Source organism: Pectobacterium punjabense, from assembly GCF_012427845.1.
Lineage (GTDB): Bacteria > Pseudomonadota > Gammaproteobacteria > Enterobacterales > Enterobacteriaceae > Pectobacterium > Pectobacterium punjabense.
Genome location: NZ_CP038498.1, coordinates 444,166 through 469,914, shown reverse-complemented (window position 1 = coordinate 469,914; position 25,749 = coordinate 444,166). Strand labels below are relative to the sequence as shown.

General features: G+C 52.9%; 25 protein-coding genes and 2 CRISPR repeat arrays. Of the genes, 10 read left to right on the top strand and 15 right to left on the bottom strand.

Annotated elements, in window-relative coordinates; genetic code table 11:
• Window positions 1-3 precede the first annotated feature (3 nt).
• The gene (locus tag E2566_RS02175) at window positions 4-687 is read right to left on the bottom strand and encodes a helix-turn-helix transcriptional regulator (RefSeq protein ID WP_107169438.1); all 684 of its coding nucleotides are present in this window, start codon (window positions 685-687) and stop codon (window positions 4-6) included.
• Between the two features lie 368 nt (window positions 688-1,055).
• A complete protein-coding gene (locus E2566_RS02170; protein ID WP_107169437.1) occupies window positions 1,056-1,520 on the bottom strand; it encodes a NanQ anomerase/TabA/YiaL family protein in 465 nt (154 codons plus the stop codon).
• A gap of 448 nt (window positions 1,521-1,968) precedes the next feature.
• On the opposite strand from E2566_RS02170, the gene pyrB reads away from it, so the two are divergent.
• The 5 genes from pyrB (at window position 1,969) to nrdG (ending at window position 6,953) form a co-directional block, all read left to right on the top strand.
• Window positions 1,969-2,904, top strand: coding sequence for an aspartate carbamoyltransferase (pyrB, locus tag E2566_RS02165; RefSeq protein WP_107169436.1), 936 nt, complete (start codon window positions 1,969-1,971; stop codon window positions 2,902-2,904).
• 15 nt (window positions 2,905-2,919) lie between these two features.
• A complete protein-coding gene (gene pyrI / locus E2566_RS02160; RefSeq protein ID WP_039491703.1) occupies window positions 2,920-3,384 on the top strand; it encodes an aspartate carbamoyltransferase regulatory subunit in 465 nt (154 codons plus the stop codon).
• Window positions 3,385-3,482: 98 nt separating this feature from the next.
• Window positions 3,483-3,869 carry a 2-iminobutanoate/2-iminopropanoate deaminase gene (gene ridA, locus E2566_RS02155; protein WP_039354809.1) on the top strand — a complete coding sequence of 129 codons (387 nt, stop codon included), beginning with the start codon at window positions 3,483-3,485 and terminating at the stop codon, window positions 3,867-3,869.
• A gap of 399 nt (window positions 3,870-4,268) precedes the next feature.
• On the top strand, window positions 4,269-6,407 hold the full coding sequence (gene nrdD, locus E2566_RS02150; protein ID WP_107169435.1) for an anaerobic ribonucleoside-triphosphate reductase: 2,139 nt from the start codon (window positions 4,269-4,271) through the stop codon (window positions 6,405-6,407).
• A gap of 81 nt (window positions 6,408-6,488) precedes the next feature.
• Window positions 6,489-6,953: an anaerobic ribonucleoside-triphosphate reductase-activating protein gene (nrdG, locus tag E2566_RS02145; protein WP_107169434.1), complete on the top strand. Its 465-nt coding sequence runs from the start codon at window positions 6,489-6,491 to the stop codon at window positions 6,951-6,953.
• Between the two features lie 11 nt (window positions 6,954-6,964).
• Here nrdG and E2566_RS02140 read toward each other — a convergent pair whose 3' ends face one another.
• Genes E2566_RS02140 through E2566_RS02130 form a run of 3 tightly spaced genes read right to left on the bottom strand, consistent with a single transcriptional unit; the run spans window position 6,965 to window position 8,597 of the window.
• Window positions 6,965-7,618 (bottom strand): Rossmann-fold NAD(P)-binding domain-containing protein, encoded by a 654-nt coding sequence (locus E2566_RS02140; protein ID WP_107169433.1) that lies wholly within the window; start codon window positions 7,616-7,618, stop codon window positions 6,965-6,967.
• A gap of 25 nt (window positions 7,619-7,643) precedes the next feature.
• Window positions 7,644-8,141 (bottom strand): YhbP family protein, encoded by a 498-nt coding sequence (locus E2566_RS02135; RefSeq protein WP_107169432.1) that lies wholly within the window; start codon window positions 8,139-8,141, stop codon window positions 7,644-7,646.
• Between the two features lie 9 nt (window positions 8,142-8,150).
• On the bottom strand, window positions 8,151-8,597 hold the full coding sequence (locus tag E2566_RS02130) for a winged helix-turn-helix transcriptional regulator (protein WP_107169431.1): 447 nt from the start codon (window positions 8,595-8,597) through the stop codon (window positions 8,151-8,153).
• 154 nt (window positions 8,598-8,751) lie between these two features.
• Between E2566_RS02130 and E2566_RS02125 the strand changes: the two genes are divergently transcribed.
• Complete coding sequence (locus E2566_RS02125; protein WP_107169477.1) at window positions 8,752-10,020, top strand: MFS transporter; 1,269 nt, start codon at window positions 8,752-8,754, stop codon at window positions 10,018-10,020.
• Between the two features lie 33 nt (window positions 10,021-10,053).
• The gene (locus E2566_RS02120) at window positions 10,054-11,406 is read left to right on the top strand and encodes a pyridoxal phosphate-dependent decarboxylase family protein (RefSeq protein WP_107169430.1); all 1,353 of its coding nucleotides are present in this window, start codon (window positions 10,054-10,056) and stop codon (window positions 11,404-11,406) included.
• Window positions 11,407-11,486: 80 nt separating this feature from the next.
• On the opposite strand, the gene E2566_RS02115 is transcribed toward E2566_RS02120, so the two are convergent.
• A complete protein-coding gene (locus E2566_RS02115) occupies window positions 11,487-11,945 on the bottom strand; it encodes a hypothetical protein (protein ID WP_107169429.1) in 459 nt (152 codons plus the stop codon).
• A 180-nt stretch (window positions 11,946-12,125) separates the two neighbouring features.
• Window positions 12,126-13,803: a CRISPR direct-repeat array (repeat unit 29 nt; unit sequence CGGTTTATCCCCGCTGGCGCGGGGAACAC).
• A 672-nt stretch (window positions 13,804-14,475) separates the two neighbouring features.
• On the opposite strand from E2566_RS02115, the gene E2566_RS02110 reads away from it, so the two are divergent.
• Window positions 14,476-14,979 (top strand): hypothetical protein, encoded by a 504-nt coding sequence (locus tag E2566_RS02110; RefSeq protein ID WP_107169428.1) that lies wholly within the window; start codon window positions 14,476-14,478, stop codon window positions 14,977-14,979.
• 203 nt (window positions 14,980-15,182) lie between these two features.
• On the opposite strand, the gene E2566_RS02105 is transcribed toward E2566_RS02110, so the two are convergent.
• Together E2566_RS02105 and E2566_RS02100 are read right to left on the bottom strand one after the other, a co-directional pair.
• Window positions 15,183-15,599, bottom strand: coding sequence for a helix-turn-helix domain-containing protein (locus E2566_RS02105; RefSeq protein WP_107169427.1), 417 nt, complete (start codon window positions 15,597-15,599; stop codon window positions 15,183-15,185).
• Window positions 15,596-15,925, bottom strand: a complete 330-nt coding sequence (locus E2566_RS02100; protein ID WP_420892582.1) for a type II toxin-antitoxin system HigB family toxin — start codon at window positions 15,923-15,925, stop codon at window positions 15,596-15,598. The genes E2566_RS02105 and E2566_RS02100 overlap by 4 nt, the downstream gene beginning before the upstream one ends.
• A 117-nt stretch (window positions 15,926-16,042) precedes the next feature.
• Here E2566_RS02100 and E2566_RS02095 point away from each other — a divergent pair, with 117 nt between their 5' ends.
• Both E2566_RS02095 and E2566_RS02090 read left to right on the top strand, forming a co-directional pair.
• Window positions 16,043-16,303, top strand: coding sequence for a type II toxin-antitoxin system RelE family toxin (locus E2566_RS02095; RefSeq protein ID WP_107169426.1), 261 nt, complete (start codon window positions 16,043-16,045; stop codon window positions 16,301-16,303).
• Window positions 16,304-16,376: 73 nt separating this feature from the next.
• Window positions 16,377-16,748, top strand: a complete 372-nt coding sequence (locus E2566_RS02090) for a helix-turn-helix domain-containing protein (protein ID WP_012822192.1) — start codon at window positions 16,377-16,379, stop codon at window positions 16,746-16,748.
• 16 nt (window positions 16,749-16,764) lie between these two features.
• A CRISPR array of direct repeats spans window positions 16,765-19,541; the repeat unit is 29 nt; unit sequence CGGTTTATCCCCGCTGGCGCGGGGAACAC.
• 84 nt (window positions 19,542-19,625) lie between these two features.
• Here E2566_RS02090 and cas2e read toward each other — a convergent pair.
• From cas2e to casA, 7 genes are read right to left on the bottom strand one after another with little or no spacing between them, the layout of a single operon-like run.
• Window positions 19,626-19,919 carry a type I-E CRISPR-associated endoribonuclease Cas2e gene (gene cas2e / locus E2566_RS02085; RefSeq protein ID WP_005973730.1) on the bottom strand — a complete coding sequence of 98 codons (294 nt, stop codon included), beginning with the start codon at window positions 19,917-19,919 and terminating at the stop codon, window positions 19,626-19,628.
• Complete coding sequence (gene cas1e / locus E2566_RS02080; protein ID WP_107170956.1) at window positions 19,920-20,837, bottom strand: type I-E CRISPR-associated endonuclease Cas1e; 918 nt, start codon at window positions 20,835-20,837, stop codon at window positions 19,920-19,922. It abuts the gene before it with no gap.
• Window positions 20,838-20,864: 27 nt separating this feature from the next.
• A complete protein-coding gene (gene cas6e, locus E2566_RS02075; protein WP_107170955.1) occupies window positions 20,865-21,512 on the bottom strand; it encodes a type I-E CRISPR-associated protein Cas6/Cse3/CasE in 648 nt (215 codons plus the stop codon).
• Entirely contained in the window at window positions 21,512-22,246 is a 735-nt protein-coding gene (gene cas5e, locus E2566_RS02070; protein ID WP_107170954.1) for a type I-E CRISPR-associated protein Cas5/CasD, read from the bottom strand. Before cas5e ends, cas6e begins: the two co-directional genes overlap by 1 nt.
• A gap of 9 nt (window positions 22,247-22,255) precedes the next feature.
• The gene (gene cas7e / locus E2566_RS02065; RefSeq protein ID WP_107170953.1) at window positions 22,256-23,320 is read right to left on the bottom strand and encodes a type I-E CRISPR-associated protein Cas7/Cse4/CasC; all 1,065 of its coding nucleotides are present in this window, start codon (window positions 23,318-23,320) and stop codon (window positions 22,256-22,258) included.
• 3 nt (window positions 23,321-23,323) lie between these two features.
• Window positions 23,324-23,959 carry a type I-E CRISPR-associated protein Cse2/CasB gene (casB, locus tag E2566_RS02060; RefSeq protein WP_107170952.1) on the bottom strand — a complete coding sequence of 212 codons (636 nt, stop codon included), beginning with the start codon at window positions 23,957-23,959 and terminating at the stop codon, window positions 23,324-23,326.
• Complete coding sequence (gene casA, locus E2566_RS02055) at window positions 23,943-25,511, bottom strand: type I-E CRISPR-associated protein Cse1/CasA (protein WP_107170951.1); 1,569 nt, start codon at window positions 25,509-25,511, stop codon at window positions 23,943-23,945. The genes casB and casA overlap by 17 nt, the downstream gene beginning before the upstream one ends.
• Window positions 25,512-25,749: the final 238 nt, after the last annotated feature.

Genomic DNA, 25,749 nt, shown 5'->3' with positions numbered 1-25,749 from the left:
AGGTTAGCCTCTGATAATGATATGTCCTTTTTTCAGAAAGAACAGCGGGATGTAGTTATCAAATCGGTTATCTCTACAGTATTCCTTTAAGCCTGATAGTGAATTCAAGCCTGTTTTTCTGTAGCAGCTTCGGAGTCTGCTGTTAACGGCATCGACGGTGATTGAGAGGATACTGCTTATATCTTTAAGCATCATCCCACAGACAAGCAGGTAAATAACCTCCCACTCCTTCTCGGTAAATATTGTAGAAGGGGGCTCGAAGGTGGAGTGTTGAATTATGGTTCCATTTAGCAACGAGGTCGGTGTGATGATCCTAACATGTCTGACGCTGATAACTGTGCCTATACAGTTGCGATGTTCATCATAGATTGGCTCCTGAATATTGTAGGCAGGCTGCATTATTTTTTCCGTGCCTTGAATATGCGTTGTAATGGCTCTCACCGCCTTACCCGTACGCTCTATCTCTCGTTCCTGCTGGTTAAAAATGTCTGAAAATTCGGCGACAGGAACAGGGATATCCCTAATATTCAAGCCTTCATAATCATAACGAGTTGATATGGTTTGCCAGGTTTTAAAGGTGTTATTGACATAAATAAAACGGGAGTTTGTGTCTTTTATTGCCCAGCCGACAAGAGGGTCGCCTTCGAACATGGCGATTAATCTGTCAGGTAATGTAATTTGTTTCATCAGCGCATCCCTACATTAAAATTACCCTACATAAAATATGCCGTACCTGATATGCACCTGTTTATAAAAACTAAAATAGAATAAAAAGTCTGTGACAGGCCAATGCCAGGGAAAACATCCTACATAATGTAAAGTAATAATATACCTATAATCGAAAGATCATGAGATTTTCTAGCAAGAAAATCATTTTCTGAATAATGCCAGTCGGTTAAGCAGCTGACTGGCTATTTTTTTCTAGGCCTTGCGGTATTTATGTGGTTTTTCCTTTACCACTCTGTAGAAGGGGAAAACCACCGAGAGGCCTCTGAGGCATCATTGCCATTCTTTTCTTCCATTTTATGGTTGAACGTTCCTTGTTCACAGAAATCCTACACCAGCGATGCGTCGATTTTCACCACGGCTTTGCGCACGTGCGCGGGCTCACCCACGGCACACAGCGGTTTGTGCACTTCACCTGGGAAGAAGACGACAAAATCCCCTTCCTGCATCACAAACTGTTTTTCCTGCTCGCCAGCAGGTAAGAAAGCAATGTCTTTATCCGCCAGCCAATCGGTATCCGGTTTGCCCGCAGGTAGGTTGCTGAACGTCATCCCTTCCACACCGGACAACACAATCTGAATGTCCAGATATTTAGCATGATACTCGGCGCGGCGTTTCTCCAGCAGGTCAGTACTGTCGTTGGAGATCAGCACGAATACGTTGTTACCCTCGATATCGTGCTTGCCCAGCGGGGTATCCGCCGTGATATTTTGCTTCACGTACTCAATCGCTTCACGCAGTTTGGCAGGCAGATAAGGAACCAGACCAAGGTGGTGGACATTGCCAGTAATCATAAAAACCTCGTTGATAGAAAAAATGAAACCCTGTTTTACAATCCTTATACTCTCCAAATGTGACGCCCGCCAGCGCGTTAATCCGAAACAGTGAACTGCTCATCACTCTTCTCAACCACTCTTCCCCTGCCTACAGTCACCATGCGTATAGCACTCACTCCGCAACCGATTGCGATGCGTAAAAAACCACGTTTTCTGCTTGAAATAGCCTAGTCGGCGCGTATAATTCCCGACAGTTTGCCGGGAGGGGTCATGCACCGTTACACCAAAAAATCCGCTGCTTATGTTGGTTCTCAACCACAACTGCCATCCGGCAGCCAGCCAGCGTTTTCCTTTCCGTTGCTCAATCGATCAATTAAGAAAGCCCCTCAATGAGGGGCTTTTTTTTGCCCACCGTCCGGGCCGCCAGATACGACATTTCCTGTTTACTCGTTAGGAGAAAGACAACATGGTCAATCCGCTCTATCAAAAACATATTATTTCGATTAACGACCTCAGCCGGGAAGATTTAGAGCTGGCGCTGAATGTCGCCGCCAGCCTGAAAGCTAAACCTCAGCCTGAGCTGTTAAAACATAAAGTGATTGCCAGTTGCTTCTTCGAGGCCTCCACCCGGACGCGTCTATCCTTTGAAACCGCGATGCATCGCCTGGGCGCCTCCGTCGTCGGTTTCGCCGACAGCAATAACACATCGCTGGGGAAAAAGGGTGAAACGCTGGCCGACACGATCTCCGTCATCAGCCAATATGTTGATGCCATCGTGATGCGTCATCCGCAGGAAGGCGCGTCCCGCCTTGCCACCGAGTTTTCTGGCGGTATTCCGGTACTGAACGCTGGTGACGGCGCGAACCAGCATCCCACGCAGACGCTGCTCGATCTGTTCACCATTCAGGAAACGCAAGGCCGGCTGAATAACATCAACATCGCGATGGTCGGCGATTTGAAATATGGTCGCACCGTGCATTCACTCACGCAGGCGCTGGCTAAGTTCGAAGGCAACCGCTTCTACTTCATCGCCCCAGACGCATTGGCAATGCCGGACTACATTCTGAGCATGCTGAAAGAGAAGAATATTGCCTACAGCCTGCACAACAGCATCGACGACGTCGTCGGCGAACTGGATATTCTCTACATGACACGCGTCCAGAAAGAGCGTTTGGACCCATCCGAATACATCAACATCAAATCCCAGTTTGTCCTGCGCGCCGCCGACCTGCACCGCGCCCGCCCGAATTTGAAAGTGCTGCACCCGCTGCCACGCGTCGATGAAATCACCATTGATGTGGATGCCACGCCTTACGCCTATTATTTCCAACAGGCGGGAAACGGCATTTACGCCCGTCAGGCGCTGCTGGCACTGGTCTTGAATCGCGAACTGGTTCTGTAAGAGGAAAAAACCATCATGACACACGATAACAAATTACAGGTTGAAGCGATCAAACGTGGCACGGTGATCGACCACATTCCCGCACAGGTCGGTTTTAAACTGCTGACGCTGTTTAAACTGACGGCGACAGACCAGCGCATCACCATCGGCCTGAATTTGCCGTCCAACCACCTTGGGCGCAAAGATCTGATCAAGATCGAAAACGTGTTTCTAACGGAACAGCAGGCGAATCAGTTGGCGATTTACGCACCGCAGGCGACCGTCAATCAGATTGATGAGTATGACGTGGTGCGCAAGCTGGTGCCGACGCTGCCAGACCACATTACCGGCGTGCTCACTTGCCCAAACAGCAACTGCATCAGCCGTAGCGAACCGGTGTCATCGTCATTCAGCGTTAAGCAACGCGACGGCGACGTTCACCTGAAGTGCAAGTACTGTGAGAAAGAGTTTGAGCGTCAGGCTGTGCTGCAAGATCGCTAGTTTTCTGCTTTGCCCCGTAATGGACATTGCCTGTCACGGGGCTTTTTTGAATAATGGCTGCGTCCGCGTTCCTTTTACGCCCCCACCAAGGAGATACCATGTCACGCATTATCAGCACTGAGCACGCCCCAGCCGCCATCGGCCCTTATGTTCAAGGCGTCGACCTTGGCAGTATGATCTTCACGTCTGGTCAGATCCCCGTGAATCCAAAAAGCGGTCTGGTGGCTGACAACATCACCGCCCAGACGCGCCAGTCACTGGAAAACGTTCAGGCGATTGTGGAAGCCGCTGGCCTGAAAGTGTCCGATATCGTGAAAATGACCGTGTTCGTGAAAGACCTGCACGATTTCGCTCTCGTGAACACCGCATATGAAGCCTTCTTCAACGAACATAGCGCACCATTCCCGGCTCGCTCTTGCGTTGAAGTCGCCCGCCTGCCGAAAGACGTGAAGATCGAAATCGAAGCGATCGCCGTTCGCCGCTAACGTTCGGCAGCGCCATCCCCAAAAAGCGCACGATAACTGGTGCGCTTTTTTTTGCTTTTTCTTTCGCCACAGCAAGATCGTGGGCATCCCAGGCACATATTACGGTCAAAAAACAGACGAATTTCTGCCAACCCGCGCGTAGCAAGCCTCCACGCTTTAATCGTCTTTTTTGACTATTTTTTGTTCAGGTTCAAATTCGCTCCGACATGATGATTTCTTTGCTCTACATCAATTTTGCAGCGATAAAAGCGCAAACACCCCTACGCAATTTCAATATATAGTGCCTATCCTATAAACACGACCTACATATAGTGTTTATCCACAGTATCATCCACAGCCTCTGTAACCCTTGTCGGGTAGGGCTTTTGCCTGTGGATAACCTTTCTAGAGGAAGAAAACGTGAAACCAGTTGTGATTAAACGGGACGGTTGCCAGGTGCCTTTTGATGAAATTCGTATCAAAGAGGCGGTCGAGCGCGCGGCACATGCGGCCGGTGTCAATGATGCAGACTATTGTGCAACTGTGGCCTGTGCGGTCGCTCAACAAATGCAGGATAAATCGCGCGTAGATATCCGCGATATTCAGGATGCGGTCGAAAATCTGCTGATGTCCGGCAACTATAAGCAGCTGGCGCGTACCTATATCGAATACCGCCATGACCGAGATATTGCGCGTGAACGCCACGGTCGCCTCAATCAGGAAATTCGCGGTCTGGTCGAGCAGAGCAACATGGCGCTGCTGAACGAGAACGCCAACAAAGACAGTAAAGTGATCCCCACCCAGCGCGATCTGCTGGCAGGCATCGTCGCCAAGCATTACGCCAAACAGTACATCCTACCGCGTGATGTGGTACTGGCGCATGAGCGTGGTGAGATTCACTATCACGACCTCGACTACTCGCCGTTCTTCCCGATGTTTAACTGCATGCTGATCGATCTGAACGGCATGCTGACCAACGGCTTCAAAATGGGCAATGCGGAGATTGAGCCACCGAAGTCGATCTCAACCGCTACCGCTGTCACCGCACAGATTATCGCGCAGGTCGCCAGCCACATTTATGGCGGCACCACGATTAATCGTATTGATGAAATTCTGGCACCGTTCGTCACCGCCAGCCATGCGAAACACAAAGCCGTGGCAGAAGAGTGGAAGATCCCAGATGCAGAAAACTATGCCCTGACCCGCACGGAAAAAGAGTGCTACGACGCCTTTCAGTCACTGGAATATGAAGTCAACACGCTGCACACCGCTAACGGCCAAACGCCGTTTGTCACCTTTGGCTTCGGGCTTGGCACCTGCTGGGAATCGCGTCTGATTCAGGAATCCATTCTGCGCAACCGCATTGCCGGGCTGGGTAAAAACCACAAAACCGCGGTGTTCCCGAAACTGGTCTTCGCCATCCGCGACGGTCTGAACCATAAGGCAGGCGATGCGAATTACGATATCAAGCAGCTCGCGTTAGAGTGCGCCAGCAAACGCATGTATCCCGACATCCTGAACTACGATCAGGTCGTTAACGTCACCGGCTCGTTCAAAACGCCAATGGGCTGCCGCAGCTTCCTCGGCGTTTATGAAGAAAACGGCCAGCAGATTCACGACGGGCGTAATAATCTGGGTGTCATCAGCCTGAACCTGCCGCGTATTGCACTAGAAGCCGAAGGCAATGAAGACCGCTTCTGGACGTTGCTGGATCAACGCCTAACGTTGGCAAAGAAAGCGCTGATGACGCGTATTGCGCGGTTGGAAAGCGTGAAAGCTCGCGTCGCGCCAATCCTGTATATGGAAGGAGCCTGCGGCGTACGCTTAAAAGCGGACGACAGCATCGCGGACATCTTCAAGAACGGACGCGCCTCGATTTCACTGGGTTACATCGGCCTGCATGAAACGATTAACGCGCTTTTCGGTAGCCAGACACACGTGTTTGATGATGAGGCGCTACGTGCTAAAGCCGTGGCCGTTATCACTCGCCTGAAAGCCGCCACCGAGCAGTGGAAAGACGAAACGGGTTACGGCTTCAGCCTGTACAGCACGCCAAGCGAGAATCTGTGTGACCGCTTCTGCCGTCTGGATACCGCCGAGTTTGGCGTCGTACAAGGCGTGACGGACAAAGGCTATTATACCAACAGCTTCCACCTTGATGTGGAGAAGAAGGTGAACCCTTATCAGAAAATCGACTTTGAGCTGCCCTATCCGCCGCTGGCTAACGGTGGGTTCATTTGCTACGGCGAATATCCAAACCTGCAACACAACCTCAAAGCGCTGGAAGACGTGTGGGATTACAGCTACACGCGCGTGCCTTATTACGGCACCAACACGCCGATCGATGAATGCTATGAGTGTGGCTTCACGGGTGAATTCGAGTGTACCAGCAAAGGCTTCACCTGCCCGAAATGCGGTAACCACGACTCAGCGCGCGTTTCCGTGACGCGCCGTGTGTGCGGTTACCTCGGTAGCCCGGATGCACGCCCGTTCAACGCCGGTAAGCAGGAAGAAGTTAAACGCCGGATTAAGCATCTGGGCAACGGTCAACTGGGGTGATCCCTGCTGGGCCGCAGCAATGCGGCCCACCTTTCGCGGCACCGTCAACACGCGCCCGCTTCATAACATGGGCTCTATCGTATGAATTACCACCAATATTATCCCGTCGATGTGGTCAACGGCCCCGGCACCCGCTGTACGCTATTTGTCGCTGGTTGCGTGCATGAATGTGTTGGGTGCTACAACAAAAGCACCTGGCGATTGAACTCCGGTCAGCCGTTTACGCAGGAACAGGAAGATCGGATCATCGCCGATCTTCAGGATACGACGATCCCACGGCAGGGAATTTCGCTGTCTGGCGGCGATCCGCTTCACCCACAGAATGTGCCTGATATTCTGCGGCTGGTAGAACGTATCCGTGCGGAATGCCCCGGCAAAGATATCTGGGTTTGGACAGGCTACGTGTTGGCGGACATCACGCCGGAACAACAGCGGGTGGTCGATCTCATCAACGTGTTAGTCGATGGAAAATTTGTGCAAGATCTGAAAGATCCCGCACTGATTTGGCGCGGTAGCAGCAATCAGGTTGTTCACCGCCTGCGTTGAGCGATAAGTGGCTACTGAAGCGGTTGCCACTTACCCAACGAACGTAATTGATCGGATTCCAGTACCGTCACCCGCGCTTTTGGTTCCGGCGAGAACGCCTGATTCAACAACGCCTGCGCCACGGTTTTTCCCTCAATCGCACGCCACTTCGCCGGGAACAGTCGGAATAGCGGCGCGGCAAGGCTCTCCAGCGTGCGACTGTCCTCTCTTTCACCCAGTAGCATCGAGGGCTGTGCCAATGTCAGATGCTGCCAGCCTTGCTGACGCAGCGATTTTTCCGTTTCCCCCTTCACCCGCGAGTAAAAGAAAGGTGATGTGGCATTCGCGCTCAGCGAACTGACCACCAAAAGGTGCGTCGCGCCCAGCGCTAACGCCACTTTCGATCCTTCCACAACCAGCGTGTAATCCACGTAGCGAAAAGCTTGCTTACTGCCTGCCGTCTTGAGCGTCGATCCCAGGCAACAAAAGGCAATATCGACAGGATCGGTCAACTGCGCCAATGCAGCAGACAGATCGGGATCGTGTGGATTGACGACTTTCTCCGAATGCGCCAACGGCTTACGAGTCGGCGCATAGATCGTCTCTACCCGGTTATTGGCTTTCAGCAGTGCTAACAATTCGTGCCCCACTAACCCCGTTGCACCTAATAACAGTACCCGGCTCATCAGTTTCCCCCTTGCTTTGCGTCTTTTACTCTCTCATCTTTTCATGCTTATCGTGTTCTTTCTGGCTCGTTTGCTCGTCGCGCTGCCAGTAGCGTTTCTTACCAAAACCCAGCGTATTGTCCGTCATTTTTACTTCTGTCAGATCGAGCCGCCAGATCGGCGCTTTTGATGCTCGTGCAATAGGAAAACGTGCGTTGTACCGCGCTCTGGCCTGCTCCGCGTCATCCCCCTCCAACTGCACCGCCTGCGCCCGAAACTGTACGCCTTTAATCAACATGACGCTCTTTGGCTGGCCGCTCACCGTACCAGCAACCTGCGGCAACCTTGCCATGATTTCACCGTGGCGCGTCTGTAACTCCGTCATTAGATAGAAGGCTATTTGTTCATCGTCATAAGTATAGAAGCAACTCGCACACCATAATTCCGAATTTTCACCCACGCACAATGTCAGTACGTGCAACTTCTTCAGATAGCGTGAGATTGCCTCAAGATCGCTGCCTGCTTCTCTCGATTCTTTCTGCATCACGGCACCTCAATCTATTTTCTGAACGAACGTATCTTGCCCAGCCAACCGTTGCCCCTGCGCAGAATGTGGCAGCATGGCTTGCAGAGGCTGGCTGGTGTGCTTATCCAATAGCAGTGAGTGCGGTTCCCCTTCAGAGAACAGCTGCTGTTCGCCCCACTGGCGTAGTGCCACAACGAGCGGGAATAGCTGCTCACCTTTTGGTGTCAGAACATATTCCTGATAGGCCGAACTCTCGGAAACGGGCTGAACGGACAAAATGCCTTCATCAACCAAAGTACGCAGACGGTCGGTAAGAATATTTTTGGCTACGCCCAAACTGCGCTGAAAATCGCTGAAACGGCGGCGATTGTCGAAGGCATCGCGGATAATCATTAATGTCCAACGATCGCCGACCACATCCAGCGCGCGCGCAACGGGACACGCATCCTCTTTCAGACTTTTGCGCTTCACCATAACTATTTCCTCCCCTTTTTCCTGTTCATCCTATCTGCCTTATCCACAAACTGAAAAACTGACCGCACATTTTTTGGTTGCAGAGTAAAACCAGATCATTCATGCTTCAACTGGTTTTATTTTGAAACCACACAGAATAATGACAGCCAATATCATGAAAAATAGCCCTATTCATACCACGTCATCTGTCACTGAATATGATCTTTACAGCACTATACTGCCCGCACAGAGGGTACTGCCGCGCGCGTTAGTATTGCTGTTTGCCTGTGCCAGCGCCCTCAGTGTCGCCAATGTGTATTACGCACAGCCGCTGCTGGATGCATTATCGGTAGATTTTCACATCAGCATCGCCGCCGTTGGCGGGGTAATGACGGCAACACAGCTTGGCTGTGCGCTGGCGTTAATTCTTCTGGTCCCGCTGGGTGATATCCTCAACCGACGCTATTTGATGTTGGCTCAGTTGGGTGCGCTCATCGTGGCGCTGATTGCCGTAGGACTCGCTACCACATCCCTGTATTTATTGATCGGCATGCTGGCCGTAGGCATGCTCGGCACAGCAATGACTCAGGGTCTGATTGCTTATGCCGCAACGGCTGCTGCACCTCAGGAGCGTGGGCGCGTTGTGGGAGCCGCACAGGGCGGCGTGGTGATTGGGCTTTTGTTAGCTAGCGTGCTGTCTGGCTTCATCGCCGATATAGCGGGCTGGCGTAGCGTGTACTTTTTCTCCGCACTGCTGATGCTCCTGCTTGCCGTATTGCTGTGGCGTGCATTACCACATCAGCCACCTGCCCAACAGCGCCCACACTACCCCGCGCTGCTGCTTTCTATGCTGGCTTTGCTGCGTAAAGAGCGGGTATTACAAATACGCGGCGTGATCGCTTTACTGATGTTTGCTGCCCTGAGCATCTTCTGGAGCGCGCTGGTTCTGCCGCTGAGTCGCGCACCCTATTTCTTTTCTCATACCGTTATCGGCGCGTTTGGTCTGGTGGGTATTCTCGGTGCACTGGCGGCGGTGAAAGCAGGTTCACTGGCCGATAAAGGGCGAGGACAGTGGGTCAGCGGCATCGCTCTGTTATTGCTGCTGGCCTCGTGGCTACCGCTGTGGTTAGCGCCCTACTCTCTCTTCGCCTTGGTCGTCGGCATCATCATTCTGGATCTGGGCGGACAGGCCATTCACGTTACCAACCAAAGCATGATTTTCAAGACGCATCCTGATGCACACAGCCGTCTGGTTGGCTGCTATATGCTGTTTTATAGCATCGGCAGCGGGCTTGGCGCGATGGCAACAACAGTAGCGTATGACTCTGCTGGCTGGTCAGGTGTGTGCCTGCTTGGCGCCGCCGTCAGCCTGACGGCGCTGCTTTTCTGGAAAGTGACACGACGTCTTTCAGATCCGTCACCGACAGCATTTACACCGTTGTGATAACAGAAAATGATTACTGATGAAGGAGAAACCATGAGCGAACTGACATTACTGGCTGATGCCGACGAGCGCGGCCGACGCTATCTGGCTGAGAATGCACAGCGTCGGGTTTTCCCCGATGCAGACGCTCTCGCCGCGCTGGCACGTTTTGATGAAGCGCTGCCGCAACAGGGCTTCTCGCCCGAAAGCACGCTGACGCTGCTGGACGAGGTCGGATCGCCAGCCACCACCGCCTCCAATGGCCCGAACTATTTCGGCTTTGTTATCGGTGCGGCATTGCCAGTCGCTGCCGCTGCCGAGCGATTAATGATCGCCTGGGATCAGTGCGCCTCCACCTTTGATAATTCACCAGTATCCGCCACGCTGGAACGCCTCGCCAGCCGCTGGGTGCTCGATGTTCTGAACTTACCAAAAGAAAGCGCCGTTGGGTTCGGCACCAGCGCCACCGCCTGCACGCTTTCCTGCCTCACCGCCGCACGCCGTGATCTACTGGCAAAACAGAGCTGGGATTTTGACAACGATGGACTGATCGGCGCACCTGAAATTAAGGTTGTGATTTCAGAACTGACGCACATTACCGTGAAAAAAGCGCTGCGCGTGCTCGGCTTTGGGCTACGCCATTTACACATCGCGCCCGTTAACGCATTTGGGCAAATCGATGTCGCTCAGCTCCCTCCGCTCGACGATCGCACCCTTCTTTGTTTACAGGCTGGCGAGGTAAACACGGGCGAGTTCGATGATTTTGCGCAGATCATTCCAATCGCTAAAGCAGCCGGTGCCTGGGTTCACGTTGATGGTGCATTCGGTCTCTGGGCCAGAGCGTCATCTCACGCAGCACTCACCGAGGGGATCGAACTGGCCGACAGCTGGACGACAGACGCGCATAAATGGCTGAACACGCCCTACGACTGTGCGATGGCAATTTGCCGCCGTGCGGACGCGTTAGCCGAGGCGATGAACGCAGATGCGGTTTACTCAAGTGCAGCACGCGATGCCCAGAAAAACCTAACGCTCGAATTTTCCCGTCGCCCGCGTGGGATTCCCGTCTGGGCGGTGCTGCGCACGTTAGGGCGTGACGGCGTAGCTGAGATGATCGAACGGCACTGCCGACAGGCAACGTCGATCGCCGACGGCCTGCGCCATGCGGGTTTTGAGATAGTAAACCGGGTGGTGCTCAATCAGGTTCTGTTACGTGGGGAAACCGACAGCCAAACGGCAGCAATACGGGAAGCGTTACAGGCGTCGGGCAAGGCATGGTTTGGCGGCACCGTCTGGCAAGGGCGTCCGGCATTACGCATCAGCGTATCATCCTGGCGCACACAGGACGACAACGTACAGGCGCTCATCGCGCTGCTGACGGAAATAAAAGCTCAGACCCAACGCTGATCGCAGCGTAAAACAACACTCCCCGCCAACACGGGGAGAAGAGAAAGGACGACGCCATCAAACCATTGCGTACCGATGTGCTAGACGTACACGCTAATGCTGGAAACCTGCCCCTGAAAGCGGTTCAACGCCTCTGCGGCGCGTTGCAGGCTTTCGGTATTTTGCACTTCGCTACGGGATGATGCCCCCGCGACGCCTTGCTGGATGGTATCGAAAACATTGATCGGCTGGAACACATTAGAAGGCGGCACACTGCCGATATTCGCTCGTGGTGACGAGATAAAACCCAGCAGCGCGGAACCGTCTTCACGCCCCAACTGCCCGCTGCTAACCAGGCTACCAACCGTTTCATACAGTTCAGCAGGGCTGATGCGGGTGAAATCATAGCGCGTCGTCTGACCAGCAGGAACAGCGCCGCTGCCCGCCTGATAAGACTGAAGCTGTTCGGACAGCGCCACTTTTTCCGCATGTTCTGTGGAACGCTTTGCCATCACCTGCTGGCTGGCAAAAACGGACGACTCTGCGGCTTCAACTTTCATATCACCTCCTTACGGGTAACGTATGGAAGACAAACATTATTGGCATCGTACCTCACCAGTACGGTGAGCACAAAAACAGCATGCTGTAATACTGACACGCAATCTGCCATCACGCCAGCCAGAAGCGGGATTTGACTCCGCACGAGGAATATTTAGACCAACATACAACAAGGGGTATAACCGTTTATCCCCGCTGACGCGGGGAACACTTATGAGCACACCTGCAACGGGCGGCGCAGACCGGTTTATCCCCACTGGCGCGGGGAACACAGCAACGCTTTGTCATTGCGACACACAGGGTTCGGTTTATCCCCGCTGGCGCGGGGAACACGCTCCTGTATCAGGAAGCGATCTGGCGAGGCGCGGTTTATCCCCGCTGGCGCGGGGAACACAAATCAAGTGTGGCTAAGTTAGCCGCACTTTACGGTTTATCCCCGCTGGCGCGGGGAACACAAAGGGTTTTAGGTTTAGAGTTGTATAACTCGCGGTTTATCCCCGCTGGCGCGGGGAACACTTATTAACGCTGTGATGTGCGCCTTTACTGCGCTGGTTTATCCCCGCTGGCGCGGGGAACACACAGCAGCGACTACTGAAAACCGCCAACGGCACGGTTTATCCCCGCTGGCGCGGGGAACACGGCAGCGCAGAAGATACCATGCATCACACCACTGGTTTATCCCCGCTGGCGCGGGGAACACTGTCATGCTCTCCTTTATTAAAGACGCATTATCGGTTTATCCCCGCTGGCGCGGGGAACACATACCCGTTATCTGATGGAGCAAGAAGAAAAACGGTTTATCCCCGCTGGCGCGGGGAACACTTCGATAATAAGTTCATAAGGACTGAATTTTTCGGTTTATCCCCGCTGGCGCGGGGAACACTTGAAATCAAAAGTTAACGAAAACCTTTATTACGGTTTATCCCCGCTGGCGCGGGGAACACCGGGCGTTTTTCTTTGATGAGCAACAGAGCCACGGTTTATCCCCGCTGGCGCGGGGAACACGAAATTTTAGCGTAGGAGTTGGTGAAGTCATCCGGTTTATCCCCGCTGGCGCGGGGAACACCGTAATCAGGAATTCATCTCCTACCCTGAATGCGGTTTATCCCCGCTGGCGCGGGGAACACTTTATCTCGCTCTTCGTTAATAATAGAAACCGCGGTTTATCCCCGCTGGCGCGGGGAACACCGTGGCAGAGAACTTGCCGACAGGAGGGTCGTCGGTTTATCCCCGCTGGCGCGGGGAACACGTTTTCAGGCGGTTAATCCAGCCTTGGGATTTCGGTTTATCCCCGCTGGCGCGGGGAACACTTTTCTTTGGCGGCACCGGGTTAAACAAACCTCGGTTTATCCCCGCTGGCGCGGGGAACACTTTTCTCTGGCTAGCATTCAATGATAAAGACCCGGTTTATCCCCGCTGGCGCGGGGAACACATCTTTTGGTTCGGGGGTTGGGTCGATAATATCGGTTTATCCCCGCTGGCGCGGGGAACACTTTCATTATTTCCCTCTAACCCCTAACGAGCGCGGTTTATCCCCGCTGGCGCGGGGAACACGGGTTTGAATTTGGCGTATTTGAGTGGCACAAAGGTTTATCCCCGCTGGCGCGGGGAACACATTACTACGCGCTGCGGACTGTGCTACTGAGCCGGTTTATCCCCGCTGGCGCGGGGAACACGGGGCAACGACTGCGAAAGCACGGTTGAATTGCGGTTTATCCCCGCTGGCGCGGGGAACACAAAACTCCCATTTATTACTGAGAAAACCCGCACGGTTTATCCCCGCTGGCGCGGGGAACACGCAACGCACCCGCAATACGTTTTGCTGTAACGCCGGTTTATCCCCGCTGGCGCGGGGAACACTCTAAAAGTAGAGAGTTGTTTTATAACACTTTTTTCAGCAGAAAAAATCCCACCAATTTTTCCATGTTGTTAAAAATAGCTAACTTATTGATTTTAAAAAGGTGAAAAAGAGAGTAACCGTGAGCCACCCCGATCTACCGGTATCCGGCAGTTTTCACCCCAGATTTAGCGATACTCATCACCAACGTAAGCGCAGCGACAAAGTTTCTGTTTTCAGGACTGATATACATGCTTCCTCCACGTTGATATCAAGCATCTGAAAAAACATCACGTCACTGAATTAGACACAGCGCGATACAGCAAGGATTATACTTTCATTTTTTATGATGCGGTAATACGCCAATGGTTAACACTTTCTTCGTAACTTCATATCGATATAACGCATAAATACGAAAATATTTTCACACTCTATTTTCAATGATTACAAATATATTGGCATAAATGGAAGGTAATCAGTACATATTCACTAAAGTGAAGTAATTCAGGAAATAATTAGCTGACTAACATCAGTGAAAAAATCTCTCATTAAATGTGAATAAATGTAATGAAAATTTCCACATTTGTGTTATAGCTTTAATAGAGGCTGTAGATTTCCAGCACTAAGCTGTAAAGTAAAAATTACATTTTATTTAATAACCGCCCTCTACTATTCGTAAATATATAGGTGAAGCTATGAGAGTAATTCTTGTTATACCTATTGCTATGCTGTTATCTGGGTGTATGGTTACAAAAACCATTAAAAGTGATTCACCAACGCTTGTCAGAAGCGACTCCAGCCAGAGAGTTGGTGTATTAATACCAAATTCTGTCAATGCTAAATATTGCCCCGATGCTCCAGCTGACACGGCTAAAACTATTGATAGTACCTTAGCTACAACGCTGGCTGATAAATCAGGAAATAATGCCAGCGCTGATGCCAGCTTAAAAACAGCGATAGTGGATCTGGCTAAAAGAAATACTACTACGAATGTCCTAGTTTATTCTTTGAATAGCTTGTGCTTTCTTTCAATGAATGGATCATTAAATCAATCTGAAGTTGTTGGCCGATTTGATGCTATTTTAAAAGTCGTTGGAGATATAGCGCAAACAGACAAAGAAAATGCAGAAACCAAGAAAGCAGAAGAACAATTAAAGCTAAGTAAATTTAACAAAGCCAACAATATAGCAGAGAAGTAGGTATACACAGACCTATACTTTATTACAGGGTAAACTCGTCATTCTTAATAATTACAGGCAATCTGCCAATTCATTTCAACAATTTATTAAAACGCATCTTAGTCATAAAGTAATCCCTGCTAACGCAGGGATTATTCAAATAACAGTCCAGCACGGCAACCTTTATTACATGGCGCATCATGCTGTACTTGGCAAAAATCGTACTAATCAATAAAAGCACTCACGGGAATATCGAATCGTTTAGCAAGCGCTTTCATGTGATCAAGCGTTAACGTACGTTCACCGTTTAAAATGCGGGATACCAGAGACTTTTTACCGATCTCAGCTTCAAAGTCACTTTGCGTTAGCCCATGCTGATCCATAAGTATGCGCAGTAAAGCGATACCCGCAGGGAGCGCTTTAATCCGCTCGTTGAAGTCTGCAAATTCTGGCGCATCCTCTTCATATTTATCAATTTTAGCCGTCAGCATATCGATCAGCGGGCTATCAGGCTCACTCTCGATCAAATATTCCGTGAGTTTCAGCGCGTCCTCATAATCTTTACGAGAGGTGCTACCTCCGAGGAACGGTACGATACTCGTCAGCGTGTTAGCGGCCTTGATAGCGTCTGCGTACATCATTCTTTATTCCTCCGGTAATACTCTATCAGCCTGTCATACTCTGCATGGGTGGTAATGTGTTTAATGAAGATCTTCTCTCGCTCAAAATCTGCAAAAAACATCACGCGAAGATGCCCACCACCGATATCAATCACCCACCACTTTTCCCTGAACTTTATCCTGTCTAAGCTGGGGAAGCGTTTTTTCATATCGTCCGGCGTTGCATAGATAACCCGATATAAGTCAGCCAGTGCTGTCGCCGGATTCAGGAGCTGGGCGATTGCAGTGTCAAAAGGTGTCCGGGGGAACACTTTACATTGCCTCTCTTCACCGCATTGCGTCACCACGGTTTATCCCTGGAGGAACAGCATAGTCATCGGCAAAAAAATAAGAAAAAAATGAAAAAAACCTGAAATTATCTTATAATTAACTTATATCAAGGAAGGGTTTCGTTTGAGGAATTCATGCTTAAGGTTAGTTGGTCAAAACGGGCATTAAAACAACTCGGCACCATTGACACCAGATATCGAAAACGAATCAAAGAAAAAGTGGGTGAGCTGAGTACATTTCCAGATGTGAATCTAGATCTGAAAAAACTCGAATCGTCTGGTAAACAATATCGGCTACGGGTTGGGGATTACCGCATTATCTTTGAGCTAATCAACGATGTACCACAAGTGTGCGAGATTCTTGAAGTCAAGCGCAGGACAACGACGACATACTAAGGAGGAAAGCGCATCCTTCTTTACAACACAGCTGATTTTCACCCATCGAAAGAAAATGTTGGAGCAATACACTATGAGCATACAAGTCATTCGGGATAAAAGCGGTAAACCTGAATATGCTGTTGTTCCGTACGAGTTATATCAGAAACTTATTGAAAATGCTGACGACCCCGCCCTCTATGAGAGCATTCCCTACGATCATAGCGCAGAGGATGACGTCTCGATTCCTCATGAAGTGGTTAGCATCCACATTGATCAAGATGTCAGCTTACAGGCAGCCTGGAGAATTTTCAGAGGCTTTTCTCAGCAAGAAGTTGCAACCGCGCTCGGCATGACCCAAGCGGCCGTCTCTCAGCTTGAATCCCCAGACTCAAGGCCGCAGAAGCGCACCCGAGAAAAGCTGGCTAAGCTGTACCACTGCGAACCAGAACAGCTAATCCTGTAGCCGCTTCCACGGATTAGGTTTTATCCCCGCTGGCGCGGGGAATACACATCAGTGGTCGAAATCTGCCCCTCATACGCCGGTTTATCCCCGCTGGCGCGGGGAACACCTCCGAGTGCTTATCATCCCCAATTTTTGGTACGGTTTATCCCCGCTGGCGCGGGGAACACCCCCGAATATGCACGCCGGATGATATTTCCCCCGGTTTATCCCCGCTGGCGCGGGGAACACTAGCGCAATTGGCTGGGCGATCGTCGTGTTCACGGTTTATCCCCGCTGGCGCGGGGAACACAGTTACCAGCGCAGCCGGACATTAATGATTATCGGTTTATCCCCGCTGGCGCGGGGAACACCCCAAAACAGAGGCCGCATTGAACAAATCAGACGGTTTATCCCCGCTGGCGCGGGGAACACTTTTTATTTGAGAGAGATCGCAAGCCTGCAAGCGGTTTATCCCCGCTGGCGCGGGGAACACGGTGCATATTCCCCCCGGTCTATGCAATTAATCGGTTTATCCCCGCTGGCGCGGGGAACACTATAGCGGCCTTGCGCCGTTCCCGCCTAAACGCGGTTTATCCCCGCTGGCGCGGGGAACACAGTTACCAGCGCAGCCGGACATTAATGATTATCGGTTTATCCCCGCTGGCGCGGGGAACACGGATAAACCGATAATCGATACTGCCTTTACCTCGGTTTATCCCCGCTGGCGCGGGGAACACCCCAAAACAGAGGCCGCATTGAACAAATCAGACGGTTTATCCCCGCTGGCGCGGGGAACACTATAGCGGCCTTGCGCCGTTCCCGCCTAAACGCGGTTTATCCCCGCTGGCGCGGGGAACACCTTTTCCTACGAAAACACATGGGGCGCGGAGACGGTTTATCCCCGCTGGCGCGGGGAACACGTCTTGGGCGTAGTGGTCTTTTTCTGACCCCGCGGTTTATCCCCGCTGGCGCGGGGAACACCTACATGAGGATTCATGACTATACCGCGCCCACGGTTTATCCCCGCTGGCGCGGGGAACACCTACATGAGGATTCATGACTATACCGCGCCCACGGTTTATCCCCGCTGGCGCGGGGAACACGAATATTGGGCGGCGTACATGGATGAACTGCGCGGTTTATCCCCGCTGGCGCGGGGAACACTCTCCCAAAACCGACCGTCCGATCCGCTGACACGGTTTATCCCCGCTGGCGCGGGGAACACTTCAGGGTCTGTAATGGTGCTCATAATCACTACGGTTTATCCCCGCTGGCGCGGGGAATACGTAACAAACGGATTTGATGAAAATGGAAATCAGCGGTTTATCCCCGCTGGCGCGGGGAATACTAGTAAGCGCCCAACAGAAAAATCTATCTGTGCGGTTTATCCCCGCTGGCGCGGGGAATACTTTTGCCGGGGTAGGGAAGAAATTGAGGTTATCCGGTTTATCCCCGCTGGCGCGGGGAATACCCCGGTCCCATCCCCGAAAAGAATCTCCTGCTCGGTTTATCCCCGCTGGCGCGGGGAATACCGCCAGCGATTCACATAGATCCGGTTCCTACGCGGTTTATCCCCGCTGGCGCGGGGAATACACGAACTCCAGACCGACATTACTGTTACCGCGCGGTTTATCCCCGCTGGCGCGGGGAATACGTTTTCCGCTTGAGCCATGTCATCACATAGACCGGTTTATCCCCGCTGGCGCGGGGAATACAGAACGCCGCGCTTTGATTTTTCATACGATGCAGGTTTATCCCCGCTGGCGCGGGGAATACTTCCATGGAACGAAACGTTAGGATCAACGGTGCGGTTTATCCCCGCTGGCGCGGGGAATACTAGAGTCATGGTCGTGTATAGCTCAAAAATTGCGGTTTATCCCCGCTGGCGCGGGGAATACTAGTCATGTCGAATTTTATTTCTTCGCCATTTCGGTTTATCCCCGCTGGCGCGGGGAATACCGACCTTCGCATTACGAAAATTATGATTTACCCGGTTTATCCCCGCTGGCGCGGGGAATACGTTATTTCATCTGGTCCCGCTGAGTCGCAAAATGGTTTATCCCCGCTGGCGCGGGGAATATGTTTTATTTAACAGGTCAACATATTCTGCTTGCGGTTTATCCCCGCTGGCGCGGGGAATACTTTTCTCTGGCTAGCATTCAATGATAAAGACCCGGTTTATCCCCGCTGGCGCGGGGAATACCGATTTCGAACTGATATCCACGGCACTGCATACGGTTTATCCCCGCTGGCGCGGGGAATACGACGAGAACATTCTCAACAGGCTACAGAATTTCGGTTTATCCCCGCTGGCGCGGGGAATACTGTATCCATTTTTGGCAATTTACCAACAGGCGCGGTTTATCCCCGCTGGCGCGGGGAATACCGCCTCCAGCAAACCATATACAAACCTGAAACCGGTTTATCCCCGCTGGCGCGGGGAATACGATTGAGCAAATGCCGCTGCATGGAATTATGACGGTTTATCCCCGCTGGCGCGGGGAATACGTCTTGATGGGTTAAACGTTCATCTTGCTGTTCGGTTTATCCCCGCTGGCGCGGGGAATACGCAATAGACGCAAAACGGGAATTTATGGATCGCGGTTTATCCCCGCTGGCGCGGGGAATACTCCATGTGATCGTTTGAAAAGCTAAATTCTGACGGTTTATCCCCGCTGGCGCGGGGAATACGATTGTGGCCTACCCCCAACGCGGTGGCACTGTCGGTTTATCCCCGCTGGCGCGGGGAATACCACGTCGATGTGGCGAGGGCATGCGGAACGTGCGGTTTATCCCCGCTGGCGCGGGGAATACTCTAAAAGTAGAGAGTTGTTTTATAACACTTTTTTCGGTAGAGAAAATCCCACCGATTTTTCCATGTTGTTAAAGATCGCTAACTTATTGATTTTCAATAGGTGAAAAAGAGACTAACCGCAGGCCGTCCAGATCTACCGGCATTCGACGGTTTTCACCCCAGGTTTGGAACTCAAAACCAGACTCCGTATTCGTCGCCCACGCCATTACCACGTTGCCCTGTTCTGCCAGTTCGATAATCTGCTGCCAGACCATCTCCCTCACCCGCTGCGAGGTATCCCCCACATACACGCCCGCGCGAACCTCCAGCAACCACACCGCCAACCTGCCGCGCAAGCGCGGCGGGACATTTTCCGTCACCACCACCAGCATGCTCATTTAACCCTGCCCTCGGTGGCCGCTGTCACCAAACGGTTTCGGTTCTGGGATCGCGGGCGGCTGCGCATCATCCGGCGGTAGCGGCGGCGTAATGCCACCCGCAGACAACACCTCTTCAATCAGGGGAATCAGTTTGCTCAGCGTTTTCTGGCTGCGGAAAATGTCACGGCAGGCAAGCCGCACTTCACGATCCGGTTCGGCAGGGTTACGGGCTGCAATCTCAAACGCTTTTGCCACCACACCCTCGAATTTGATGATGTCGGCAATGTCATAGACAAAAGAGAGCGGTTTACCGCTGTGGACAAATCCGATCGCAGGGGCGTAACCCGCGGCCAGTACCGCCGCTTCCGTAATACCGTACAGGCAGGACGTCGCCGCGCTAATGCACTGGTTAACCTTATCGCCCCGTTCCCAGTCTTTCGGGTCGTAGCGGCGGCCATTCCATTTCACACCGTACTGCTGTGCCAGCAGCGTATAGGTTTGACGCACGCGGGCCCCCTCAATCCCTCGAAGCTGATCGACCGAACGGCGGCTCGGTGCAGGTTCACCAAAGCGGAGCTCAAACATTTTGCGCACCACTTTAAGACGCAGATCCTCATCCAGCGCCAGCTTAGCCTGATAGAGCAATTTGTCTGACCGTGCGCCGCCGGGCTGACCAGACGCGTACAGCCGCACGCCCGCTTCGCCGACCCACACCAGCAGTGTGCCTACCGTTGCCGCCAGCCGCACCGCAGCATGAGAAACCCGTGTACCCGGCTCCAACATAATGCAGGCCACCGAACCAACGGGAATATGCGTACGCACACCGGTTTTATCCACCAGAACAAACGCACCGTCGATAACATCAATCTGCCCGTATTGCAGAAAGATCAATGAGACCCGATCCTTAAGGGGGATCGGGTTGAGCGGAACATACATCGTCAACTCTCCCTGTAACGGGGCGCGCTACGCCCGTTTCAATAGCAGCAGGCCGCACCCCAGTGCTTTGCTTTTTCCTAACCCCTGCCGGACAGATGCCGCAAACCGTTCGGCGTCCGTAATGTGGAGCACCCCATCATAATCCACGCTGCTGAACACGATCGCTGCCGACTGGCTGGGTTTATTCAGGCGGTGGCGTTGATAACCGTCCACACAACACGACGACAGCGTGAAGCCTGCGTTTTCCCCCTGACGCACTAACCAGTCGCGAGCACGCTGTTGCTGGTGCTGCCACAATGCCACACCGGAAAGCCCCGCGGCTTTCGCCTGATGCCGCGCATCCATCAACACATCGCTACGCTTGCCATCCCGCGTGACAACCGGATTAGCACGCAGCGAAAACGCCAGCGTCATACCATCATGCCACTGCGGTTGGTACGGTTTGGTCTCTACCCGAAACAGATTATGGTCAACCTGCGGAGCCTGTTCAGAGAGCAGATAAAATAGGCTTTTTGTCTCTTGTTCCTCTTCACGAAAGAGGAACGAGCGCTGTGGCTGGTCGGGAAACAGTTGCCAGAGCCATTGGTGGCTGGCATAACCCCCTGCATGTAACCGCTTTGTCGCCATAGCATGCGGTAACGCACTAAGGTTCAGCGTTATTCTGGAAAAATACATTATTTATCTCCCTTCCCACTACCGACGTATTGCACGCGAGAAGTGAACTGCCAGCGCCGTCGATCGGCAGGCTGATCGTTGCGCACGACGCGGTATTGCGGTGTTAATCCCGTGTCGTTTTCCTGCTCCCAGTAGCACAGGCCTTCGGCACTGCCGATCGACTGCAAGGCGAGATCGTTCAATGCAGGCGTCAGTCTTGCCTGCTGCCACACCTCGGCCAGCGAGCCTGAAAACAGGTGTGGTGCCAGCGGCAGAGCGGGCGGACAGCTTTTACGTCCGAAATAGAGCGCGAACACGGGAGATAACAGCGCATCACGCAGCGCAGTTAGCGAATAAGGCGCATCCGGTGTGACGCTAATGGCAATGTGGTAATAGGCATCACAGCGGTATTCGCGTGAGGTCAGCATAGTTTCGAGCGATTGCCCCGCCTCCGACCGCAGTTCATCACGCCGGGTATAGCGTGGCACTTTGCGGTTTTCTTTCGGCATCTGTACTGTGTGGTAGTCATTCAGCCAGGTTTCACGATCGGAAAGCGGCCGCACCGCCACAGAGTAATGCTGATTAAACTCCGTCAGCGCAGCCCGATCGTCGCGCCGAATCCCTAGCGCCGCCGCCAGTAACCCCAACAGGGCGGAACGGCTAGGCACCGTTGAGGTGTGGCGTACTTCCCCGACCGCCGCTTCTCCCCATGACACCAGCGGGGCATAGATCTGGAAGACCAGATAGTTATCCATAGCGCGCTCCTACTGGCTGATGAAATCCAGTAATCCTTGCAGCGATCCGCCCTCATTGGTCGCTTCCACGTTCAGCTCATAGGAAGGAACACGGCCCCCAGAGGCGTACACTCGGTCAAATTTGGCCTTTTGCTGGCACAGCAGATCGATGGCATCATTGACCTGATTGTCATGACGAATCGGTTTGAAAAATGCGACAGACAAAGTACGCGGCTGATCGGTTCCCTTTTCTGCCAGCGCATAGCTCGCCAGCGCTCGACTGGCAAAGCTGTTCTGCTTGCCGCCCGGCGACACGGTTAATGCCGTTTCGGTCAGCGCACGCAGGGTTCGTGCCACCAGATCTTCATCGTTGTTCAGGTTTTCCAGCAGCAGATCGCGGTTAATGCACACATAGTGGTAGAACAGCGCCGAAGCAAAGCTCTGTTCGCCCATATGTGCCGATCCGCTGTCGGCTGACGTATTCAGGTCATCCACCGCCGTGAAGAAGTCATCTTCGATGGTAACAGCACTCACGCCCAGCGCGTGTGCGACCTGACACGCCGCTTCAATATTGAATTCTGGGCTGGAGGCCAGCATACGACCAAACAGCGCGATATCGACGCTGGCGGCATCTTTGCGCAGCAATTTCAATTCTTCACTATTTGGCTTACGTGATTCCGCAATCAGGCGAACAACCAGTTGATCGATCAACGCCCTCTCCTGCACGCTGAAATGAGCAAGCTGTTCGATATCGTATTTCTCTAGCGGGTCTTTACTCCCCTTCGCATCTTTCAATTTACCGAATTGGCTAGCGATACTCAGCGCCGCCTCATCGGCCAACTTTTCACTCATACCGCTGGCAATCAGCGCGTTATAGATATCGCGCCCTACCCGGCGGCTGCGGGTGCCGATGTGTCCATCGAGTGCGTCTTCAAATACCTCAGAGGTGCGCCATGCACGCTTCAGGCTTTGCGAGGACACTCGCAAACGTTCAATACCGCCAACGATTGCGGTTTTTGGGCGACCCGCGTCATCACGATTCAGGTTGGAAGAGGGATAAGCGGTTAAAAAGTGAAGCTGGATAAAAGTGGTCATCAGTTATTCCTTGTCTGAAGCTGTCGTTGACGTTTCTGTGGTATCTGGCTCATCGGACGTAATGTCCTGTGACGCTTGCGCATATTCGCATGCCCAGCGCACGGCATTGCGCCGCAAAGGATGAAGATTCAGTGCACGGTTTTCCTGCCGTGCCTGCCACTCTTCTGCCCATAGGAAAATGCCGTCCGCCAGCGAAGGAAGGTTTACGCCTGCCTCACCGCGTATTTGTACCGCGCGAAAAAGCTGGCGATGCAGTTCTTCTGGCGTTTGCGCCCGCTGGAGCCGTTCAAAACGCAAAGGGGAAAGAAAAGGACGGTCGCCGCCCTGTTTTTCACCTAGCTGGGCGGCGAAGCTGGTCTTCAATATGTTTTTCTCTGCATGTGCCGCGACAGAAACAAACATCGTCAGTGCCACGATGTGGTGTTCCTTTTCCAGTCGCGCCTCCAGCTTCCCGGCCAGATCGTGATACCCCTGACAGGTCAGCACGCCGTAGGGAGGCTGTTTGGCACGGCGCAGATCTGCCCGCCGCGCACGGCCATTACCGGGGGTGCCGTGGCGGTTTTGTAGACCATCGAACCAATCATTAATCTTTTTCGCGTCATCCTTGGTGATAACTAAAAAATCAGCCGTGTTCGCCATCCACTGCCTCCTGCATTTGTTTAATGGTTTCTGCCGCTTTCTGTTTACCGAAAAACACGCTCAGTTTTTTCCGCGTTTCCGCCGCTTTGGCCAAATCGCGGTGTTCATCCGGGTTGCTAAACACCCGGGCATCGTAGTTATTCAACAGGTAGCGATAGAGCGATTTTTTCCAGATATTCAGTGCCGTAGCGGGTGTATCACCCTGCTCCAGCGACTGGCACAGCCGCACAAAATCGGGCTGCGTTTCCTGCCAGAACGCGACATCAATGGCGCTGAAATCCCCTTTTGCGTCTTTTGGACGCGAGAACCAGGCTTCCTTAATCATTTGACGCAGCAGCGTGGCGCTGTCCCGCGCCAGCTCCACCGCCAGTTGTAAGCGATCTTTATATTCCCGCAACGCAAGCGTATCGCTCTGGAAGCGAGCCGGGGAGAACAGCAGCGGAACGTGGTGTTCATACCAACAACGCGCCTTCATGTTGTCCATGTCGTAACCAAAACACCATAACCCCATGTTACGCAGCGCCCGCTTGCCAGCATTGTGCTGCACAACGGCGGCGGGATAGGTGTGGTTGAGCTTATCTTCCACCGCCACCATCATCCCCAGCCAGTCACGATACGCCAGCCCGCCCGGCTGCCCTTTCACCGACAGAAAAGGGGCATCGCCTTTCAGCGCATGACGATAAGGGGTAAGCGGATGCCGCCAACTGTCATACTGGATGCCATAGTTTTTGGTGCGATACTGCGTGAGCAACACAGTAGATTCCGTGCCGCACAGATCGCATTCCCCCGTCTGTAATGTAGTGAAATCCAGCTCGATACGACGCGGCATGCCCCAATAAGCCTGTAGCTGATGCGAATTTTCCGGCGTCACGGGCGGGTGAGCACCATCGCTGGTGGGCGTGGCGGCTAACCACGGGAACACCGTGGCGTCGAGCTTGCCCTTGGGCATCACCTTCTGCGTCAGCACGTTCATCCAAAGCTTTTTCCACAGCGGCAGTCTGGCGTCTTCCGGCATAAGCAGCGTGGTGATCGGCCCACCGCCGCGCATTCCGGTGCGATGCCCCTGCCCACCAGATGGCGCATTGGTTTGCAGCGTGAATAGCGCCATTGCCGCACAGTGCGGACACACCGCGTTGACCGTGCCGCGCTTGATGAAATGATCTTTATTCAGCTTGAGCGTATTGCCGCCGGGGGCATCAATCAACAGGCCGGAAATCGGTGTCGGGGCGCTGTCGAGCGTGGCGAAATCCTGCATAAACGCGGGCTTCTGCACACCAAATTGCATCGCGGGTGCCAACACGGCTAATGCCTGTGGGAAATCGGGGCCAAGACCGTCATCCCAAATCTCATCCCAGTCATCATCATCGGCGGGCGCATAGGCGGTTTGCAGTAAACCGATAAGCCACTGATAGCCCGCCCCCTGAAAATCGGCACGCGGCCAGGCGAGATCGATAATATTGTCGTCGGAGAGTTGCAGCGGGGAAATGTGACTTATCCGACCATCCGCAAAGACGGCAGGCAGCCAAGGTTCTTCAATCAATGAAAAATACATCGTACCTCCTGTGTGTGCCGCATCCCTGCGGCAAGCCAGATCTAGGCTGGTTCTACAGTCTCTTTTTTAACGCATTCAAGCCGCGACGCCAGAGAGATGGCTCACGTTTGTGGTTGAGGGACGGGACAATACTCGTGGGATGCAGCGGCGATGCCTCCGCTTTGGTTTGATAAACGGTGATGTTTACCGTAATAGGAACAATTGGAATAATTAACAATCTATGCATTCCTTGTGACAT

Coding starts and splice junctions, on each gene's coding strand:
- E2566_RS02175 (WP_107169438.1), bottom strand. CDS start 687: ATGAAACAAATTACATTACCTGACAGATTAATCGCCATGTTCGAAGGC.
- E2566_RS02170 (WP_107169437.1), bottom strand. CDS start 1,520: ATGATTACTGGCAATGTCCACCACCTTGGTCTGGTTCCTTATCTGCCT.
- pyrB (WP_107169436.1), top strand. CDS start 1,969: ATGGTCAATCCGCTCTATCAAAAACATATTATTTCGATTAACGACCTC.
- pyrI (WP_039491703.1), top strand. CDS start 2,920: ATGACACACGATAACAAATTACAGGTTGAAGCGATCAAACGTGGCACG.
- ridA (WP_039354809.1), top strand. CDS start 3,483: ATGTCACGCATTATCAGCACTGAGCACGCCCCAGCCGCCATCGGCCCT.
- nrdG (WP_107169434.1), top strand. CDS start 6,489: ATGAATTACCACCAATATTATCCCGTCGATGTGGTCAACGGCCCCGGC.
- E2566_RS02140 (WP_107169433.1), bottom strand. CDS start 7,618: ATGAGCCGGGTACTGTTATTAGGTGCAACGGGGTTAGTGGGGCACGAA.
- E2566_RS02135 (WP_107169432.1), bottom strand. CDS start 8,141: ATGCAGAAAGAATCGAGAGAAGCAGGCAGCGATCTTGAGGCAATCTCA.
- E2566_RS02130 (WP_107169431.1), bottom strand. CDS start 8,597: ATGGTGAAGCGCAAAAGTCTGAAAGAGGATGCGTGTCCCGTTGCGCGC.
- E2566_RS02125 (WP_107169477.1), top strand. CDS start 8,752: ATGAAAAATAGCCCTATTCATACCACGTCATCTGTCACTGAATATGAT.
- E2566_RS02120 (WP_107169430.1), top strand. CDS start 10,054: ATGAGCGAACTGACATTACTGGCTGATGCCGACGAGCGCGGCCGACGC.
- E2566_RS02115 (WP_107169429.1), bottom strand. CDS start 11,945: ATGAAAGTTGAAGCCGCAGAGTCGTCCGTTTTTGCCAGCCAGCAGGTG.
- E2566_RS02110 (WP_107169428.1), top strand. CDS start 14,476: ATGAGAGTAATTCTTGTTATACCTATTGCTATGCTGTTATCTGGGTGT.
- E2566_RS02105 (WP_107169427.1), bottom strand. CDS start 15,599: ATGATGTACGCAGACGCTATCAAGGCCGCTAACACGCTGACGAGTATC.
- E2566_RS02095 (WP_107169426.1), top strand. CDS start 16,043: ATGCTTAAGGTTAGTTGGTCAAAACGGGCATTAAAACAACTCGGCACC.
- E2566_RS02090 (WP_012822192.1), top strand. CDS start 16,377: ATGAGCATACAAGTCATTCGGGATAAAAGCGGTAAACCTGAATATGCT.
- cas2e (WP_005973730.1), bottom strand. CDS start 19,919: ATGAGCATGCTGGTGGTGGTGACGGAAAATGTCCCGCCGCGCTTGCGC.
- cas1e (WP_107170956.1), bottom strand. CDS start 20,837: ATGTATGTTCCGCTCAACCCGATCCCCCTTAAGGATCGGGTCTCATTG.
- cas6e (WP_107170955.1), bottom strand. CDS start 21,512: ATGTATTTTTCCAGAATAACGCTGAACCTTAGTGCGTTACCGCATGCT.
- cas5e (WP_107170954.1), bottom strand. CDS start 22,246: ATGGATAACTATCTGGTCTTCCAGATCTATGCCCCGCTGGTGTCATGG.
- cas7e (WP_107170953.1), bottom strand. CDS start 23,320: ATGACCACTTTTATCCAGCTTCACTTTTTAACCGCTTATCCCTCTTCC.
- casB (WP_107170952.1), bottom strand. CDS start 23,959: ATGGCGAACACGGCTGATTTTTTAGTTATCACCAAGGATGACGCGAAA.
- casA (WP_107170951.1), bottom strand. CDS start 25,511: ATGTATTTTTCATTGATTGAAGAACCTTGGCTGCCTGCCGTCTTTGCG.